The sequence below is a fragment of the Enterobacter cloacae complex sp. 397G4 genome (genome assembly GCF_050031515.1).
GTDB lineage: Bacteria > Pseudomonadota > Gammaproteobacteria > Enterobacterales > Enterobacteriaceae > Enterobacter > Enterobacter hormaechei_C.
Window position 1 is genome coordinate 2,968,647 of record NZ_JBLGWE010000001.1, and the last position, 17,878, is coordinate 2,986,524.

21 protein-coding genes and 1 pseudogene are annotated in these 17,878 nt (G+C 56.7%); 17 read left to right on the forward strand and 5 right to left on the reverse strand.

From position 1 onward, the window contains the following. Positions 1 to 7: 7 nt before the first annotated feature. Positions 8 to 1,495, forward strand: coding sequence for an alpha-amylase (gene amyA / locus ACQG1Y_RS14330; protein WP_257438138.1), 1,488 nt, complete (start codon positions 8 to 10; stop codon positions 1,493 to 1,495). A gap of 102 nt (positions 1,496 to 1,597) precedes the next feature. Here amyA and yedD read toward each other — a convergent pair whose 3' ends face one another. Both yedD and fliE read right to left on the reverse strand, forming a co-directional pair. Next, positions 1,598 to 2,011: a lipoprotein YedD gene (gene yedD, locus ACQG1Y_RS14335; protein ID WP_048247144.1), complete on the reverse strand. Its 414-nt coding sequence runs from the start codon at positions 2,009 to 2,011 to the stop codon at positions 1,598 to 1,600. Positions 2,012 to 2,086: 75 nt separating this feature from the next. After that, positions 2,087 to 2,401, reverse strand: coding sequence for a flagellar hook-basal body complex protein FliE (fliE, locus tag ACQG1Y_RS14340; RefSeq protein WP_003859612.1), 315 nt, complete (start codon positions 2,399 to 2,401; stop codon positions 2,087 to 2,089). Between the two features lie 228 nt (positions 2,402 to 2,629). On the opposite strand from fliE, the gene fliF reads away from it, so the two are divergent. The 14 genes and pseudogenes from fliF (at position 2,630) to rcsA (ending at position 14,152) form a co-directional block, all read left to right on the forward strand. Next, positions 2,630 to 4,312 carry a flagellar basal-body MS-ring/collar protein FliF gene (fliF, locus tag ACQG1Y_RS14345; RefSeq protein ID WP_017383346.1) on the forward strand — a complete coding sequence of 561 codons (1,683 nt, stop codon included), beginning with the start codon at positions 2,630 to 2,632 and terminating at the stop codon, positions 4,310 to 4,312. Then, a complete protein-coding gene (gene fliG, locus ACQG1Y_RS14350) occupies positions 4,305 to 5,303 on the forward strand; it encodes a flagellar motor switch protein FliG (RefSeq protein WP_003859608.1) in 999 nt (332 codons plus the stop codon). The genes fliF and fliG overlap by 8 nt, the downstream gene beginning before the upstream one ends. After that, positions 5,296 to 6,003: a flagellar assembly protein FliH gene (fliH, locus tag ACQG1Y_RS14355; protein WP_047740852.1), complete on the forward strand. Its 708-nt coding sequence runs from the start codon at positions 5,296 to 5,298 to the stop codon at positions 6,001 to 6,003. The genes fliG and fliH overlap by 8 nt, the downstream gene beginning before the upstream one ends. Beyond that, a complete protein-coding gene (fliI, locus tag ACQG1Y_RS14360; RefSeq protein ID WP_017693144.1) occupies positions 6,003 to 7,373 on the forward strand; it encodes a flagellar protein export ATPase FliI in 1,371 nt (456 codons plus the stop codon). The genes fliH and fliI overlap by 1 nt, the downstream gene beginning before the upstream one ends. 21 nt (positions 7,374 to 7,394) lie before the next feature. Continuing rightward, the gene (fliJ, locus tag ACQG1Y_RS14365) at positions 7,395 to 7,838 is read left to right on the forward strand and encodes a flagellar export protein FliJ (protein ID WP_426736781.1); all 444 of its coding nucleotides are present in this window, start codon (positions 7,395 to 7,397) and stop codon (positions 7,836 to 7,838) included. After that, entirely contained in the window at positions 7,835 to 9,049 is a 1,215-nt protein-coding gene (gene fliK, locus ACQG1Y_RS14370; protein ID WP_047740851.1) for a flagellar hook length control protein FliK, read from the forward strand. The genes fliJ and fliK overlap by 4 nt, the downstream gene beginning before the upstream one ends. Before the next feature lie 106 nt (positions 9,050 to 9,155). After that, positions 9,156 to 9,626 (forward strand): flagellar basal body-associated protein FliL, encoded by a 471-nt coding sequence (gene fliL, locus ACQG1Y_RS14375; protein WP_003859598.1) that lies wholly within the window; start codon positions 9,156 to 9,158, stop codon positions 9,624 to 9,626. 4 nt (positions 9,627 to 9,630) lie between these two features. Further along, a complete protein-coding gene (fliM, locus tag ACQG1Y_RS14380; RefSeq protein WP_003859594.1) occupies positions 9,631 to 10,635 on the forward strand; it encodes a flagellar motor switch protein FliM in 1,005 nt (334 codons plus the stop codon). Continuing rightward, the gene (gene fliN / locus ACQG1Y_RS14385; protein WP_003859592.1) at positions 10,632 to 11,045 is read left to right on the forward strand and encodes a flagellar motor switch protein FliN; all 414 of its coding nucleotides are present in this window, start codon (positions 10,632 to 10,634) and stop codon (positions 11,043 to 11,045) included. Before fliM ends, fliN begins: the two co-directional genes overlap by 4 nt. A gap of 2 nt (positions 11,046 to 11,047) precedes the next feature. Continuing rightward, positions 11,048 to 11,422 (forward strand): flagellar biosynthetic protein FliO, encoded by a 375-nt coding sequence (fliO, locus tag ACQG1Y_RS14390; RefSeq protein WP_368740572.1) that lies wholly within the window; start codon positions 11,048 to 11,050, stop codon positions 11,420 to 11,422. Next, entirely contained in the window at positions 11,422 to 12,159 is a 738-nt protein-coding gene (gene fliP, locus ACQG1Y_RS14395; RefSeq protein WP_015572437.1) for a flagellar type III secretion system pore protein FliP, read from the forward strand. Before fliO ends, fliP begins: the two co-directional genes overlap by 1 nt. Positions 12,160 to 12,169: 10 nt before the next feature. Further along, positions 12,170 to 12,439 (forward strand): flagellar biosynthesis protein FliQ, encoded by a 270-nt coding sequence (gene fliQ / locus ACQG1Y_RS14400; RefSeq protein WP_003859587.1) that lies wholly within the window; start codon positions 12,170 to 12,172, stop codon positions 12,437 to 12,439. Between the two features lie 6 nt (positions 12,440 to 12,445). Beyond that, positions 12,446 to 13,238 (forward strand): annotated as a pseudogene (fliR, locus tag ACQG1Y_RS14405) (flagellar biosynthetic protein FliR); the annotation flags it as partial. A gap of 290 nt (positions 13,239 to 13,528) precedes the next feature. Beyond that, entirely contained in the window at positions 13,529 to 14,152 is a 624-nt protein-coding gene (gene rcsA, locus ACQG1Y_RS14410) for a transcriptional regulator RcsA (RefSeq protein ID WP_017383340.1), read from the forward strand. Positions 14,153 to 14,251: 99 nt separating this feature from the next. On the opposite strand, the gene dsrB is transcribed toward rcsA, so the two are convergent. Then, positions 14,252 to 14,440, reverse strand: a complete 189-nt coding sequence (gene dsrB / locus ACQG1Y_RS14415; protein ID WP_003859583.1) for a protein DsrB — start codon at positions 14,438 to 14,440, stop codon at positions 14,252 to 14,254. A gap of 128 nt (positions 14,441 to 14,568) precedes the next feature. On the opposite strand from dsrB, the gene yodD reads away from it, so the two are divergent. Continuing rightward, a complete protein-coding gene (gene yodD, locus ACQG1Y_RS14420) occupies positions 14,569 to 14,796 on the forward strand; it encodes a YodD family peroxide/acid resistance protein (protein ID WP_017383339.1) in 228 nt (75 codons plus the stop codon). Positions 14,797 to 15,090: 294 nt separating this feature from the next. Next, the gene (locus ACQG1Y_RS14425; RefSeq protein WP_160176876.1) at positions 15,091 to 15,891 is read left to right on the forward strand and encodes a mannosyl-3-phosphoglycerate phosphatase-related protein; all 801 of its coding nucleotides are present in this window, start codon (positions 15,091 to 15,093) and stop codon (positions 15,889 to 15,891) included. Here the strand turns inward: ACQG1Y_RS14425 and dgcQ are convergent. After that, entirely contained in the window at positions 15,876 to 17,576 is a 1,701-nt protein-coding gene (dgcQ, locus tag ACQG1Y_RS14430) for a cellulose biosynthesis regulator diguanylate cyclase DgcQ (protein ID WP_368740573.1), read from the reverse strand. The genes ACQG1Y_RS14425 and dgcQ overlap by 16 nt on opposite strands. Before the next feature lie 84 nt (positions 17,577 to 17,660). Further along, positions 17,661 to 17,843: a YodC family protein gene (locus ACQG1Y_RS14435; RefSeq protein WP_332944330.1), complete on the reverse strand. Its 183-nt coding sequence runs from the start codon at positions 17,841 to 17,843 to the stop codon at positions 17,661 to 17,663. Positions 17,844 to 17,878 lie beyond the last annotated feature (35 nt).

A 17,878-nucleotide genomic window follows, 5' to 3' on the forward strand; every position in this document is an offset into this window, starting at 1 on the left:
ACGGACGATGAAAAACCCCACCCTGTTACAATGTTTTCACTGGTATTACCCCACCGGCGGTGAACTGTGGCGAGAAGTCACGGCATTAGCCCCCAACCTGAACGAAATCGGCATCAATATGGTCTGGTTACCGCCGGCATACAAAGGGGCATCCGGCGGCTATTCCGTCGGGTATGACTCTTATGACCTTTTCGACCTCGGTGAGTTTGACCAGAAAGGCAGCGTCGCCACCAAATACGGCGATAAAGCCCAGCTGCTGGAGGCCATCAACGCCTTAAAAAGCAACCAGATTGCGGTGCTTCTGGACGTGGTGGTCAACCATAAAATGGGGGCCGATGAAAAGGAACCCGTCCGCGTGCAGCGCGTGGATGCTCAGGATCGCACCCAAATCAGCGATGAGATCATCGAATGCGAAGCCTGGACGCGCTACACCTTCCCCGTTCGGGCCGGGCAGTATTCGCAGTTCATCTGGGATTACAAATGCTTCAGCGGTATCGACCACATTGAAAACCCCAATGAGGACGGTATCTTCAAAATCGTGAACGACTACACCGGCGAAGGCTGGAACGATCAGGTCGACGACGAGATGGGCAATTTCGATTACCTGATGGGTGAAAACATTGATTTTCGCAACCACGCGGTGACGGAGGAGATCAAATACTGGGCGCGCTGGGTGATGGAGCAAACCCACTGCGACGGCTTCCGCCTGGATGCGGTAAAACACATCCCGGCCTGGTTCTACAAAGAGTGGATTGAGCACGTCCAGGAGGTGGCCCCGCAGCCGCTGTTTATTGTGGCGGAATACTGGTCTCACGAAGTGGATAAATTGCAGCACTACATCAATCAGGTGGACGGTAAAACCATGCTGTTTGATGCGCCACTGCAAATGAAATTTCACGAAGCCTCACGCCAGGGACGCGACTACGATATGAGCCAGATTTTCACCGGTACGCTGGTGGAAGCCGATCCGTTCCATGCCGTGACCCTGGTAGCCAACCACGATACCCAACCCTTGCAGGCGCTGGAAGCCCCGGTTGAAGCCTGGTTCAAACCGCTGGCCTACGCGCTCATCCTGCTGCGTGAAAACGGCGTGCCGAGCGTATTCTACCCGGATCTTTTTGGCGCCAGCTATGACGACACCGGCGGGGATGGCGAGACGTATCACATCGATATGCCGGTGATTGAACAGCTCCACGAGCTGATCCTCGCCCGGCAGCGTTTTGCCCACGGCGTGCAGACGCTGTTTTTCGATCATCCAAACTGCATTGCGTTCAGCCGCAGCGGGACTGAGGAGCACCCGGGCTGTGTGGTGGTGCTGTCGAATGGTGATGACGGCGAGAAGACCATCTGCCTCGGGGAAAATTACGGCAATAAGACCTGGCGTGATTTTTTAGGCAACCGCGAGGAAACCGTGACCACGGCGGCGGATGGCGAAGGGACGTTCTTCTGTAACGGGGGAAGCGTCAGCGTCTGGGTGATTGAGGACGCGCTGTAGTGCTGGGAAAGTGCGGCCTGATGCCCTCACCCCGACCCTCTCCCACCGGGAGAGGGAGCAAACCCTAAAAACGGCAATATGATTGCCGTTTTGCTTTTACCGCTACGGAAGCTTACTCTCCAGCGGATTCTTACTCAGGTAATCTGCGCATTCCACTGTTGGACGGTCAACCTTGTACAGTTCCATACCGTCATACTCCAGCGCCGCCCCATTACGCTCCAGCGGATAGACATCCAGCTTACGGGTCACGTTGTAATAATCATCTGAACGCAGCATGATCTTACCCGGCACCGCGATAACGCGCTGCCACTGACGGCAATCCAGCGTATCCCCCTCTGGCGTCACCACCAGCGTGGCGATCGCTTCCGGGCTCACCATCGCGCTCTGCGGCCCTTTCGACTGCCAGTAACCTGCCAGTTGCGAAGGTACCGGGTGCTTAATCACTTCCTGATAGTTATCTACCTGAACACATCCCGCTAACGTCAGCATCGCAGCCACAATTGCTACTTTTTTCATCATCTTTCCTGCATGCGAAGAAAAAAATATTGTGGCATTAAAGCCATCAGGCTGCCAGCGTAAGATGGGTATTGATTAAACCTGCATCCCCATCACTTCCTGGTATGCCGACACCAGCTTGTTACGCACCTGCAACCCCATCTGCAATGACACCGACGCTTTTTGCAGATCGGCCATCACATCGTTGAGCGCCACACCGGGTTCGCCAAGGGTAAATCTCTCAGCCTGGGTACGGGCCGCGTTTTGCTTGTCGCTGATCCGGTCCAGCGCCGCATGCAGTTGACCGGCGAAGCTAACGCCCGGCGGCTGGTCAGCCACGCTCTGATTACGGGCGGTCATCGCCGTTGCCTGTAACTGACTGAGTACCCCTTCAATGCCCTGTATAGCCATGACTCTCCCCTGGATGGTTTTTTACGAGGTCAAGACTAACAGCTTGTCAATAAGATAATGGCGGTAAATAGCGTTAAAAAACCAGGTTATTTGACGCATAGAAAATCCCGAATCATCAAATAATGGCAGGGCCATCAGTATGGAACTTTTGTCGTGTTTGCCGACCCGGGAGTCAGTTTTGTTTCTCTACACGAATAACGTAAACCACCAGGATTTAAGAGGTGCGCAATGAGTGCGACAGCAGCATCGACAGCGCCACAGAATAAATCACTCGAGTGGATGAACCGCCTTCGCGCCAACCCTAAGATCCCGTTGATTGTGGCAGGCGCTGCCGCCATTGCGATCGTTGTCGCGATGGTCTTATGGGCAAAAAGCCCGGATTACCGCACGCTCTACAGCAACCTTTCCGACCAGGATGGCGGTGCCATCGTCACCCAGTTAACCCAGATGAACATCCCGTATCGCTTTGCCGATAACGGTGGTGCGCTTGAAGTACCGGCAGATAAAGTGCACGAGCTTCGCCTGCGTCTCGCCCAGCAGGGGCTGCCAAAAGGCGGCGCGGTTGGGTTTGAGCTGCTGGATCAGGAAAAATTCGGCATCAGTCAGTTCAGCGAGCAGGTTAACTATCAGCGCGCACTGGAAGGTGAGCTGGCCCGTACGATTGAAACCTTAGGCCCGGTGAAAAGTGCCCGCGTGCACCTGGCGATGCCTAAGCCGTCCCTGTTTGTCCGTGAACAAAAGTCCCCTTCGGCCTCTGTGACCGTTAACCTCGAACCTGGCCGTGCGCTGGATGAAGGGCAGATCAGCGCCGTCACGCACCTGGTCTCCAGTGCGGTGGCCGGCCTGCCGCCGGGTAACGTTACGCTGGTGGATCAGAGTGGTCATCTGCTGACGCAGTCCAACACCGCAGGGCGCGATCTCAACGACGCTCAGCTGAAATACGCCGCGGATGTGGAAGGCCGTCTCCAGCGTCGCATCGAAGCGATTCTGGGCCCGGTGGTCGGCAGCAGCAACGTACACGCGCAGGTCACAGCGCAGATTGATTTCTCGAATAAAGAACAGACCGAAGAGCAGTACGCCCCGAACGGGGATGCCTCCCGCGCCGTATTACGCTCGCGTCAGATCAATGAGACGGAACAGGTCGGCGGCCAGTATCCTGGCGGTGTGCCGGGCGCGCTCTCTAACCAGCCAGCGCCTGCCAACGCCGCGCCAATCTCCACCCCGCCGGCAAACCCGCAGAACGGTCAGCAAACGAATCAGCAGACGACCTCGACCGCGAACAGTACCGGCCCGCGTAACAGCAGCCGTAACGAAACGACCAACTACGAAGTCGACCGGACTATCCGCCATACCAAACTGAACACGGGCGATATTCAGCGTCTCTCTGTTGCCGTGGTGGTGAACTACAAAACGCTGCCGGACGGTAAACCGCTGCCGCTCACAGCGGAGCAGATGAAGCAGATCGAAGATTTAACCCGCGAAGCGATGGGCTTCTCTGAAAAACGTGGCGATACCCTCAACGTTGTGAACTCACCGTTCAACCCGGTGGATGAGACCGGTGGCGAACTGCCGTTCTGGCAACAGCAGGCGTTCTTCGATCAGCTAATGTCCGCAGGCCGCTGGCTGCTGGTGCTGATTGTCGCGTGGCTGCTGTGGCGTAAGGGCGTTCGTCCTCAGCTACAGCGCCGTGCTGAAGCCGAGAAAGCCGCGCTGGAACAGAAGAACGCGCGTCCGGACGAGGAAGAAGCGGTTGAAGTTCGTCTCAGCAAAGATGAACAGATGCAGCAGCGCCGTGCTAACCAGCGTATGGGCGCAGAGGTGATGAGCCAGCGCATTCGCGAAATGTCAGATAACGATCCGCGCGTCGTCGCGCTGGTCATCCGCGGTTGGATGGGTAACGAACATGAGTAATACGCTTACAGGCACCGATAAAAGCGTCATCCTGCTGATGACCATTGGCGAAGATCGCGCGGCGGAAGTGTTTAAACACCTCTCCCAGCGAGAAGTGCAGATCCTCAGCGCGGCGATGGCCAACGTGCGCCAGATCTCCAACAAGCAGCTGACAGAAGTGCTGGCGGAGTTTGAGCAGGAAGCCGAGCAGTTTGCCGCGCTCAACGTCAACGCCAACGAATACCTGCGCTCCGTGCTGGTTAAGGCGCTGGGCGAAGAGCGCGCCGCCAGCCTGCTGGAAGATATTCTCGAAACGCGCGACACCGCCAGCGGGATCGAAACGCTCAACTTTATGGAGCCGCAAAGCGCCGCCGATCTTATTCGCGACGAGCACCCGCAGATTATCGCCACCATTCTGGTCCACCTCAAACGGGGTCAGGCGGCCGATATTCTGGCGCTGTTCGACGAGCGCCTGCGCCACGACGTGATGCTGCGTATCGCCACCTTCGGCGGCGTCCAGCCAGCCGCGCTGGCGGAGCTGACCGAAGTGCTGAACAACCTGCTCGACGGCCAGAACCTCAAGCGCAGCAAAATGGGCGGCGTGAGAACGGCAGCGGAAATCATCAACCTGATGAAAACGCAGCAGGAAGAGGCGGTTATTACGGCGGTACGCGAGTTCGACGGCGAGCTGGCGCAGAAAATTATCGACGAGATGTTCCTGTTCGAAAACCTGGTCGAAGTGGACGACCGCAGTATCCAGCGCCTGCTTCAGGAGGTGGACTCCGAATCGCTGCTTATCGCCCTCAAAGGCGCCGAGCAGCCGCTGCGCGAGAAATTCCTGCGCAACATGTCCCAGCGTGCGGCCGATATCCTGCGCGACGACCTGGCCAACCGTGGCCCGGTGCGTTTGTCTCAGGTGGAAAACGAACAGAAAGCGATCCTGCTTATTGTTCGTCGTCTGGCAGAAACCGGCGAGATGGTGATTGGCAGCGGAGACGACACCTATGTCTGATGAACTGTCGTGGAAGCGCTGGACGCCTGACGACCTCTCCCCTCCCACCGCAGAGTTCACCCCTGCCGTTATGTCGTCCGACGAGGGCGACGCCGGGGCGGGCATCCCCGAGCTGAGTGAAGAGGAACAGCGCGCCCAGATGCTGGCCCAGATGCAAATGCAGGCGCACGAGCAGGGCTTCAACGCCGGGATGAACGAAGGCCGTCAGACCGGGCACGCACAGGGTTATCAGGAAGGGCTGGCGAAAGGTTTAGAGCAGGGCATTGAGCAGGCGCGCCAGCAGCAGGCGCCGCTGCATGCCCGCATGCAGCAACTGGTGAGCGAGTTTCAGCACACGCTGGATGCGCTCGACAGCGTGATTGCCTCGCGCCTGATGCAGATGGCGCTGGAGGCGGCCCGTCAGGTGATCGGCCAGACGCCGGTAGTGGATAACGCCTCGCTGATTAAGCAGATCCAGGCCCTGCTCCAGCAGGAGCCGCTGTTCAGCGGCAAACCGCAGCTGCGCGTTCATCCTGATGATTTGCAGCGCGTGGAAGAGAGCCTCGGCGCGACGCTGAGCCTGCACGGCTGGCGGCTGCGCGGCGATCCGTCGCTCCATCACGGAGGCTGTAAGGTCTCGGCGGATGAGGGCGATCTGGATGCCAGCGTCGCGACCCGCTGGCAGGAACTGTGCCGCCTGGCGGCACCGGGAGTCGTCTGATGACCGCTCGCCTTACGCGCTGGCTTAACACGCTCGATAATTTTGAAACGAAGATGGCGCAGCTGCCATCCGTTCGTCGTTATGGACGCCTGACGCGCGCCACCGGTCTGGTCCTGGAAGCCACGGGGCTGCAACTTCCGCTCGGCGCCACCTGCGTGATTGAGCGTCAGGACGGGGGGGAGACGCGTGAAGTGGAAAGCGAAGTGGTCGGGTTCAACGGTCAGCGCCTGTTTCTGATGCCCCTTGAAGAAGTGGAAGGGATTTTGCCCGGCGCCCGCGTCTACGCGAAAAACATCAGCGGTGACGGCCTGCAAAGCGGCAAACAGCTCCCGCTCGGTCCGGCGCTGCTGGGCCGCGTGCTGGACGGAAGCGGCAAACCGCTCGATGGCCTGCCCTCCCCTGATACCACCGAAACCGGCGCGCTGATCACCCAACCCTTCAACCCGCTGCAACGCACGCCAATCGAGCACGTACTGGATACCGGCGTGCGGCCGATTAACGCCCTGCTCACCGTGGGACGCGGCCAGCGTATGGGGCTGTTTGCCGGCTCCGGCGTGGGTAAATCGGTCCTGCTCGGCATGATGGCGCGTTATACCCAGGCGGACGTTATCGTGGTTGGCCTGATTGGTGAGCGTGGTCGCGAAGTCAAAGATTTCATCGAAAACATTCTGGGTGCGGAGGGCCGCGCCCGCTCGGTGGTGATCGCCGCGCCTGCGGACGTGTCGCCGCTACTGCGTATGCAGGGTGCCGCCTACGCCACGCGTATTGCGGAAGATTTCCGCGACCGGGGCCAGCACGTGCTGCTGATTATGGACTCCCTGACCCGCTACGCGATGGCGCAGCGTGAGATTGCGCTGGCCATCGGCGAGCCGCCCGCGACCAAAGGCTACCCGCCGTCGGTCTTCGCCAAGCTCCCGGCGTTGGTTGAGCGCGCGGGGAACGGCATCAGCGGCGGCGGCTCCATCACCGCGTTCTATACGGTACTGACCGAAGGCGATGACCAGCAGGACCCGATTGCCGACTCCGCGCGCGCGATCCTCGACGGCCATATCGTGCTGTCGCGCCGTCTGGCCGAAGCCGGGCACTATCCGGCAATTGATATTGAAGCCTCGATCAGCCGTGCGATGACGGCCTTGATCACCGAGCAACACTACGCCCGCGTGCGTAACTTCAAACAACTGCTCTCCAGCTTCCAGCGCAACCGCGATCTGGTAAGCGTCGGGGCGTACGCCAAAGGCAGCGACCCGATGCTCGATAAAGCGATTGCCCTGTGGCCGCAGCTGGAGGCATTTCTGCAACAGGGTATTTTTGAACGCGCCGACTGGGAAGATTCCCTCCAGGCACTGGAGCTGATTTTCCCGCAGGTGTAACACAGGTGGAGGGCGAAGGTCATGGCGCAGAACAGCGCGTTATCAACGCTGAAAGATCTGGCTGAAAAAGAAGTTGATGATGCCGCATTGCAGCTTGGCGCAATGCGACGCGGGTGCCAGCAGGCTGAAGAACAGTTGAAGATGTTAATCGACTATCAGCATGAATATCGCACCAACCTTAACACCGACATGGCGCAAGGCATTGGTAGCCAGCGCTGGATTAACTATCAGCAGTTTATCCAGACGCTGGAAAAGGCGATTGAGCAGCATCGCCAGCAGCTCAACCAGTGGACGCAAAAAGTCGATACCGCGCTGAATTTCTGGCGCGAGAAAAAACAGCGGTTGCAGGCCTGGCAAACCTTACAGGACCGACAGATTGCAGCCTTGACCCTGGCGGAAAACCGTCTGGATCAGAAAAAAATGGATGAGTTTGCCCAGCGCGCATCAATGAGGAAACCAGAATGATCACACTGCAACAACTGCTGATGACCGACAGCGACCCGTCCGGCGGCACGCTGACCGGGAAAGGCGCTGAGGGCGCGCAAGATTTTCTTTCTCTGCTGGCGGGCGCGCTGACCGAGACCACCGGCAAAGGCAAAGATGCCCCGCTGACGCTGGCGGATCTGAAAGCGGCGGGCAACAAGCTGTCGACAGCGGCAAAGGAAAAAAACGGTGATACCACGCTCCAGGCCAAAATCGCCGAACTGCTCTCCCGTCAGGAGACCCTGACTGGTGAAGATACCGCCGTCTCCCTGCAAAGCCTCGTCTCCGGCCTGAAACCCGCCGCGAATACGGATGCGCTGAAGACGCTGACCCAGCCGGAGGCGAAAACAAACAGCGAGACCACGACTGAAGAAGAGGAGTTGGCCGGGTTAAGCGCGCTGATGGCGATGTTACCGCACCAGCAGACCACCACCCCGGTAGCGACGCAGCCTGCGAGCACCGGGGAGATCGCCCCCCGAACTGCCCTCCCCTCTGCGCTAGCCCAGACGGACAACGGCCAGCATCAGCCGCTTAGCCATGCGTTAACGGGTCAGGAAAAAATGCCGGTTCAGGACAGCGACACATCGCTGCCCGCCACGGCAGCCGTTACGCCAGCCGTCGCCGCCGTCACGGAGAAGCAGGACGTAGCGAGCGCGGCGTCGTCTGCCGCCAGCCCAACCGCGACGCTGGCACCGATCGTAAGTCACCTGGCGCCTTCACAGCCTGCCGCTACCGTTGCGACAGCGCCGGTGTTAAGCCAGCCGCTGGGCACGCACGAATGGCAGCAGAATCTGAGCCAGCACATCACCCTGTTCACAAAGCAGGGACAGCAGACCGCAGAGCTGCGTCTGCACCCGGAGGATCTGGGTCAGGTGCAAATTTCGCTTAAGCTGGATGACAACCAGGCGCAGTTGCAGATGGTTTCGCCCCACAGCCACGTCCGCGCGGCGCTGGAAGCGGCCCTGCCGATCCTGCGCACGCAGCTTGCGGAAAACGGCATTCAGCTTTCCCAAAGTAGCGTCAGCAGCGAGGGCTTTGCCGGGCAACAGCAGTCCTCATCCGGGCAGCAACAGCACACTTCGCGTTCCGGCCAGCATGGCGGGTTTAACGATGAGAGTGAAGAGTTATTGCCTGCCCCTGCCGCCCTGCAATCCGCCGCGCGCGGCAGCCGTGCCGTAGACATCTTTGCCTAAACGCCAGAGGTAACGTGATTATCCCCGTCTTTTCCACGCTTTGACCTAAGCCGGACACGGGATAATCACCGTATTAAGCTGTACCGAAACAGGAAGCTCGTATCAGATGACAGACTCCGCTATCACCAAAAAAAGCAAGCGTTCCATCTGGATCCCGCTGCTGGTGTTGATTACCCTCGCGGCCTGCGCCACCGCAGGCTACAGTTACTGGCGTATGCAGCAGGAACCCTCCAGCGCGGCCGCCAAAGCTGAAGCGCCGCCTCCACCGGCGCCGGTCTTCTACCCGCTGGATACGTTCACCGTGAACCTGGGCGATGCGGATCGCGTGCTTTACGTGGGTATTACGCTGCGTCTGAAAGATGAAGCGACCCGTGCACGCCTGAACGACTACCTGCCAGAAGTGCGTAGCCGTCTGCTGCTGCTGTTTTCTCGTCAGGATGCCTCCGCGCTCGCCACCGATGTGGGCAAGCAAAAGCTGGTCGATGCCATTAAACAGACGCTGGCGACCCCGCTGGTAAACGGCCAACCTAAGCAGGAAGTCACTGACGTTCTGTATACAGCCTTCATTCTGCGGTAACGACATGGGCGACAGTATTCTTTCTCAGGCAGAAATCGATGCGCTGCTCAACGGCGACAGCGATAAAAGTGACGAACCGAAGCCGGGTCTGACCGGCGATGATAATATTCGTCCCTACGATCCCAATACCCAGCGTCGCGTGGTGCGCGAGCGTTTACAGGCGCTGGAGATCATCAACGAACGTTTCGCACGTCAGTTCCGTATGGGGTTGTTTAACCTGCTGCGTCGTAGCCCGGATATCACCGTCGGTGCGATCCGCATTCAGCCGTATCATGAGTTTGCCCGCAACCTGCCGGTGCCAACCAACCTTAACCTGATCCATCTGAAACCGCTGCGCGGTACCGGTCTGGTTGTGTTCTCGCCAAGCCTGGTGTTCATCGCGGTGGATAACCTGTTCGGTGGCGATGGCCGTTTCCCGACCAAAGTGGAAGGCCGCGAGTTTACCCATACCGAACAGCGTGTGATTAACCGCATGCTGAAGCTTGCGCTGGAATCCTACAGCGACGCGTGGAAAGCGATTAACCCGCTGGAAGTCGAGTACGTGCGTTCCGAGATGCAGGTGAAGTTTACCAACATCACCACCTCCCCGAATGACATCGTCGTGAACACCCCGTTCCACGTCGAGATCGGCAACCTGACGGGCGAGTTCAACATCTGCCTGCCGTTCAGCATGATTGAACCGCTGCGCGAACTGCTGGTGAACCCGCCGCTGGAGAACTCACGTCACGAAGATCAGAACTGGCGTGAAAACCTGGTGCGTCAGGTGCAGCATTCGCAGCTGGAGCTGGTGGCCAACTTCGCCGACATCTCCATGCGGTTATCGCAGATCCTGAAATTACAACCCGGCGACGTTTTGCCGATAGATAAACCCGACCGCATTATTGCCCATGTGGATGGCGTACCCGTGCTGACAAGCCAGTACGGCACGATTAACGGCCAGTATGCGTTACGCGTTGAGCACTTGATCAACCCGATTTTGAATTCGCTGAATGAGGAACAGCCCAAATGAGTGACATGAACAATCCGTCCGATGAAAACAGCGGAGCACTGGACGATCTGTGGGCTGACGCGTTAAACGAGCAGAAAACGACGCCGACGAAAAGCGCGGCAGACGCGGTCTTTCAGCAGTTAGGCGGCGGCGACGTCAGCGGCACGTTGCAGGACATCGACCTGATTATGGACATTCCGGTCAAGCTGACCGTTGAGCTGGGTCGCACCCGCATGACCATTAAAGAGCTGCTGCGCCTGACGCAGGGTTCCGTGGTGGCGCTTGACGGTTTAGCGGGTGAGCCGCTGGATATTCTGATCAACGGCTACCTGATTGCACAGGGCGAAGTAGTGGTGGTGGCCGATAAATACGGCGTACGTATCACCGACATCATTACCCCTTCCGAACGCATGCGTCGTCTGAGTCGTTAAGTATGAAAACCCAGGCAACACTGTCCGCGCCCGCCGCCGTACCCGGCTCACCGCTGCTCCAGGTGAGCGGCGCGCTGTTCGGTATTATTGCCTTTATCCTTATCGCCGCCTGGCTGGCAAAGCGTTTCGGTCTGGCGGGGAAAACGGCCGGTACCCGCGGGTTGAAGGTCAGCGCCAGCACACCGCTAGGACCGCGCGAGCGCGTGGTCATTGTGGAGGTGGAAGATGCACGACTGGTGCTGGGCGTGACCGCCTCCAGCATTAACGTCCTTCACACGCTCCCCCCTGCGCCTGTCACGGTGGAGGCTAACGCCCAGGCCCCTGCGGATTTCCAGTCCGTAATGAAGAGTTTGCTCAAGCGTCCCGGGAGATCCTGATGCGCCGTTTGTTATTCCTTACGCTGACAGGCCTGGGCCTGTTCGCGCCCTCTGTGTATGCGCAACTGCCGGGGCTGGTTTCCACGCCGCTGGCGAACGGTGGACAAAGCTGGTCCCTGTCCGTGCAGACGCTGGTATTCATCACCTCGCTGACCTTTATCCCGGCGATCCTGCTAATGATGACCAGCTTCACCCGCATCATCATTGTGTTTGGCCTGCTGCGCAACGCGCTCGGCACGCCGTCCGCGCCGCCCAATCAGGTGCTGCTGGGTTTAGCCCTGTTCCTGACCTTTTTCATTATGTCGCCGGTTATCGACAAGATTTACACCGAGGCCTACCAGCCGTTCAGCGAAGATAAAATTTCCATGCAGGTTGCCCTGGAAAAGGGCGCGCAGCCATTACGTGAATTTATGCTTCGCCAGACGCGCGAAGCGGATCTGGCCCTGTTTGCCCGTCTCGCTAACACGGGTGAGTTACAGGGGCCGGAAGCGGTGCCGATGCGCATTCTGCTCCCGGCGTATGTGACCAGTGAGCTCAAAACGGCGTTCCAGATTGGCTTCACCATTTTCATTCCGTTCCTGATTATTGACCTGGTGATCGCCAGCGTCCTGATGGCGCTCGGGATGATGATGGTCCCACCCGCAACCATTGCCCTGCCCTTTAAGATCATGCTGTTCGTGCTGGTCGACGGTTGGCAGCTGCTGGTCAGCTCGCTGGCGCAGAGTTTCTACAGTTGAGGAGCGCGCAATGACGCCTGAGTCGGTCATGATGATGGGCACGGAGGCGATGAAAGTCGCGATTGCCGTCGCCGCGCCCCTGCTGCTGGTTGCGCTGGTCACCGGTCTGATTATCAGTATTCTCCAGGCCGCCACGCAGATTAACGAAATGACCCTGTCGTTCATCCCGAAGATCATTGCCGTCTTCGTGGCGATTATCGTTGCCGGGCCATGGATGCTCAATTTGCTGCTGGACTATATGCGCAACCTGTTCACCAATCTGCCTTACATCATCGGCTGACGGACGATGCTGCATTTCACCAGCGATCAGTTTGTTCAGTGGCTCGGGATCTATTTCTGGCCGATGCTGCGCATCATGGCGCTGATCTCCACCGCCCCCATACTCAGTGAAAAGTCGGTGCCTAAACGCGTCAAAATTGGGCTGGGCATCGTTATCACGATTATCGTTGCCCCTACCCTGCCAGCGGTGGATATCCCGATCTTTTCCCCGAATGCGATCTGGATTGCCCTGCAACAGGTGATGATTGGCGTGGCGGTCGGGTTTACGATGCAGCTCGCCTTCGCCGCGGTACGAACGGCGGGTGAACTTATCGGTTTGCAGATGGGCCTGTCTTTCGCGACGTTCGTTGACCCGGGCAGCCACCTGAATATGCCCGTGCTGGCGCGTATTATCGACCTGCTGGCGATGCTGTTGTTTCTCTCGTTCAACGGCCACCTGTGGCTCATCTCGATGCTGGTGGACACCTTCCACACGCTGCCGATTGGCGACAACCCGGTAAACAGCAACGCGTTTCTGGCGCTGGTGCGGGCTGCCGGGCTGATCTTCCTCAACGGGCTGATGCTGGCGCTGCCGATCATTACCCTGCTGCTCACCGTTAACCTCGCATTAGGTTTACTCAACCGAATGGCTCCGCAGCTGTCGGTATTCGTCATCGGCTTTCCGGTGACGTTGACGGTTGGCCTTTTATTAATGTCATTATTGATGCCACTTATAGCCCCCTTCTGCGAGCATTTATTCAGCGAGATATTCAATCTGTTAGCGGATATTGTCAGCGAACTTCCACGCAAATAATAACCCGCAGTGTTTGCAATGTCTTTCTGAGGATATTCCTAAAAATAATCTCGAAAAACATCTACCAGGATATATCTGACGCGGTTTAAATGTTTCTAACCACCTCACAATACTTAATATTTACTTTACTTTAAGATGATTCCTGGCAAATTATACGTAACTTTACGGGATAGTGAGTTCGCCTGAAAGTCTTTGTCATGCTCACAGGTTTTATTAGATTTTTTCCATCCCGTATGGCTGTTTATGAGCTCTCAGGCAGGTGGTGAATTATCGTTACGCATTGAGTGAGGGTATGCCATGTCAACGATCATTATGGATTTATGCAGCTACACCCGGCTAGGGTTAACCGGGTACTTAGCAAGCAGAGGGGTAAGAAAGAGAGACATCAACGATGCACACACCGTTGAAGAACTCGCAGCCGCTTGTGACGCCCACAAGCCCGGCGTGGTGTTTATTAATGAGGACTGTTTCATTCACGACCCCGCTAACAGTCAGCACATTAAGCAGATCATTAATCAGCATCCTAAGACCCTGTTTATTGTTTTTATGGCGATCGCCAATATTCATTTCGATGAGTATTTGTTGGTGCGTAAAAACTTATTAATCAGTTCGAAATCGATTAAACCAGAGTCGCTTGATGACATCCTGGGCGATTATTTGAATAAAGAAGTTAAGAATGTAGGGGCGGTTAACTTACCCACCCTATCATTAAGCAGAACTGAATCAAGTATGCTAAGAATGTGGATGGCTGGACAAGGGACAATTCAGATCTCAGACCAGATGAATATCAAGGCAAAAACAGTATCGTCACACAAAGGAAATATTAAAAGGAAAATTAAAACGCATAATAAGCAAGTCATATACCATGTCGTACGCCTGACAGATAATGTGACGAATGGGATTTTCGTTAATATGCGCTAATTTGCACGGCCATGTTATACCCTACCTTGATCTCTGGCCTGGCCAGAGATTTTGCTTTTCAGTAGCCGGAGCCGGGGAGAAGACGCCCCCGACGCCGCCCTATTCCGCCGTTTCCACAAAGATCCCATCCGGGTGCCCCAGTTCGTTGAAGAACCAGATGCCGAGCGGGTAATCTTCCAGCGACACCAGATACATTGTGCCTTCATTAAACTCTTCTATAGCCAGCACCACGCCCGGGCGGCGCGGCCCACCGTCCGTTTTGACGGTTACCCGATCGTTGACCTTCATACATTCCTCCTGTGGTTTTGAGCCAGTGTAGAACAAATTGCATTGCCTGGCATCGCCACCTGGCGCGAATGGCGTTTTTGTGTGCGGTCTATACTTAACTGTTGAGACGATTAAATGAGGAACCCGCCATGAAGACCGACAAAGAGTACAGCGACACCATTAAGCGTGAGGTTGAAGTGGATGTCGATGCCCTGCTTGCCGCCATCAATGAAATCAGTGAGTCCGAAGTTCATCGTGCGGAGGATAATTCCGACCGTGTCGTGGTCAATGGTAGGGATTACCATACCTACCGTGAACTGGCTGAAGCATTCGAGCTGGATATCCATGACTTTAGCGTCTCGGAGACGAACCGCTAAGGCGAAAAAAATCCCGGTCATGGGGATGACCGGGATCAAACTTGCTTATGCAAGAAGCACTTGTAAATTCGTTACACCAGGAAATCTGATGCAGGTAAGACATTATCCCCAACGGAATAGTCTTACAAGCATATATTCTCTTAGCGAATATTATATTTTATACATGTGAATTTTGGTTATGAGTATAAACATGCGCCGCCTGTGGGTTTGTCGGGATCGTTTCCACTTCAACGGCGCGTCAATGCCTGTTTTTTTAAGATTTATCTTAGGTGAAATCATCACCCGGGAGACGTTATGCCTTCGTTTGAGGAGACTCTGCTTGTTTTTACCGACCTCGACGGCACGCTGTTGGATTTTCACACACTCGACTGGCAGCCTGCGGCCCCCTGGCTGGAAAAGTTAATGGATGAACAGGTACCGGTCATTCTGTGCAGCAGCAAAACCGCGTCCGAGATGGATGACATCCAGCAGGAGCTGGGGCTTGGCGGGTTGCCCTATATTGCGGAAAACGGCGCGGTGATCCAGCCTGACGTACGGTGGGAAAACGCCGCACGGTTCATCTCAGAAAAGAAGCATGACGATATCCGGCAGTGTATTGCCCGGGTACGCCAGGAGATGCATCTTAAAATCACCACCTTCGATGACGTGGATGAGCGCGTGGTCGCCGAATGGACTGGGCTGAGTCGTCCCCGCTCAGTGCTTGCGCGTAAACACGAGGCTTCCGTGACGCTGATCTGGCGTGACAGTGATGAACAAATGGAACGCTTTGCCGCCGAACTCGCCCGGCAGGGGCTGAAGATTGTCCAGGGAGCACGCTTCTGGCATATCCTGGACACCTGCTGCGGCAAAGACGTGGCGGTTCACTGGCTTGTGGACCAGTATCGCCTGCACGAGGGTTCCGAACCGACGACGCTGGGCCTGGGCGACGGCCCGAATGATGCCCCGCTGCTGGACAGCGTAGGCTTTGCCGTCGTGGTGAAAGGCTTCAACCGGGAGGGCGTCAGCCTTAAGAACAACGATCCCGCCCGGGTTTATCACACTCAGCACACCGGGCCGACCGGCTGGTGCGAGGGGCTTGATTACTTTTTGACGTGATCCTGCCAGATGACCCGGTTACGCCCGCGCTGTTTCGCCTCATACAGACGCGCATCGGCGGTGGATTGCAGATTTTCGAAGTGATAATTGCCCTTCTCCTGCGCGCCAGAGACGCCAAACGACGCACTTACGCGCAGGGTGGTACTTTTCTTAATCAGGATCTCTTTGCTGTCGATACGCTCGCGGATCTGCTCTGCGACTTCCGCCGCCTCTTCAAGCGTCATGCCCGGCAGCACCACACAGAACTCTTCGCCCCCGACGCGTCCGGCAATATCTTTAGTCCGGAGGGTGCTGGCAATCAGACCCGCGGCATGGGACAACACCTTATCACCCGCCTGATGCCCGAACCGATCATTGATGCTCTTGAAGCAATCAAGATCGATCTGAATGACCGAGAAAGGCAGCGACTGCTGTTCACACTGCTTCGCCAGCATTTTCGCCTGCTCGAACAGCGACCCACGATTATTCAGCCGGGTCAGAGGGTCGTGCCAGGCCTGCCATTGCAGCGAGTTCTGCATCGAATACATATTACTGACCATGCGCCGGATCACCAGCCATGAGATAAGCAGCATCGCGGTGAACAGCGCCCAAAGCAATGCCAGCACAATGCTGATGCTGCCGAAATCACCGCGCACACCTTCATCCAGGGTGTGCACGCGCAGGACGATGCCATCAAAATGGTCGAGACGCTCCCAGCTGACAAAACGACTCCCCAGGCGAATGCCGCCTTCGGAATCCGATTCTATCGCGTGCGCTATCTGCGCTAATTCGCGCGCGTCAAAATGATTAACGTCCGCAGCCGGTGATTCAGACGTTGCAAGCTGAGTAAGCCGACTGTCATACAGCTGGTATTCCCCTTCCGGGTTATCGCCCACGGCTTCCACCAGCAGGCGACGCAGGGTGGCAAAGGTGAAATCCATCGCCACCACGCCATACCAGACGTGATTGTAATAAACCGGCACGCTGGCGGTGATCAGCGGCTTTTTGCCGACAAAGGTGGAAGGCGGCGAGATAAACCAGCGCACGGCACGCGCACGGTTTTCACGCTCGGACTGTTGGGTAAACCAGGGCTGAGTGACCAGATGGTAATAGCGCTGCACGATATCGCTGGAATTTCCCGGCGTATCCGTTTCCAGAAAGAATCCGGCGCGAGAGACATAAATCACGCGCTCTTCGTTGCGGGAAGGGCTGGATGCCAGACGCAGCAGATACCCCACTTCAAGCGCGGCGGACAGTTCATTATCAAGGTACTCATCATCACGGTTCAGAAGGATCGTCTTTTCAACGAAGGCATCCGAAACACCGTTGATCGGTAACGTGCGCTGTTTATCAACCGCAATTTGCCAGCTGGGGGACGTGCGCAAATGCACAAAACGCTTTACCGCATCATGCAGCACGCCAATCGCCAGCGGCGTTTCCAGCGCATCACGCATGCTGTGGCGAAAAAACAATATCTTATCGACGCTGAACTGAAGCTGTCTGTCCAGCGCACTGGCAACCGTTTCCAGATGGTTACGCTGGCTGGAGATATAAGCATCTTCCAGTACCACAACTTCGCGCCAGGTCAGGAGGGTGGAAAAGATCAGGACAACGATAAAACAGAAGTTAACAATCAAACGGGGATTGCTGCGCTTATGCAGCCACTGCAAAAAAGATTGTTTTACAACAAAGGTATCGTGCTGCACACACACTCCCTGATTGTCGCTCACCATCCGATATGATAAGTCTTCTGCCAGTAAAAACGCCCGGCAAGGCCGGGCGTTGTGTGATTAAGCCTTGTCGCGTTTTTGCCTTTTATTAGCAGGCTGAAGCTCGTCTTCGCGAAAAGCCTCCCGCTTAATGCCGTATCCATCATGCCACCGACACTCCACCATTCCGCTGGAATACCCGGTGACGATCATACCTGGACCACCATTTTTGGGCTTAACTTCATCACTGATAAAAAAGACCATACCTGCCTCCTGTATCAGGGTGAAACGTTTTCAAT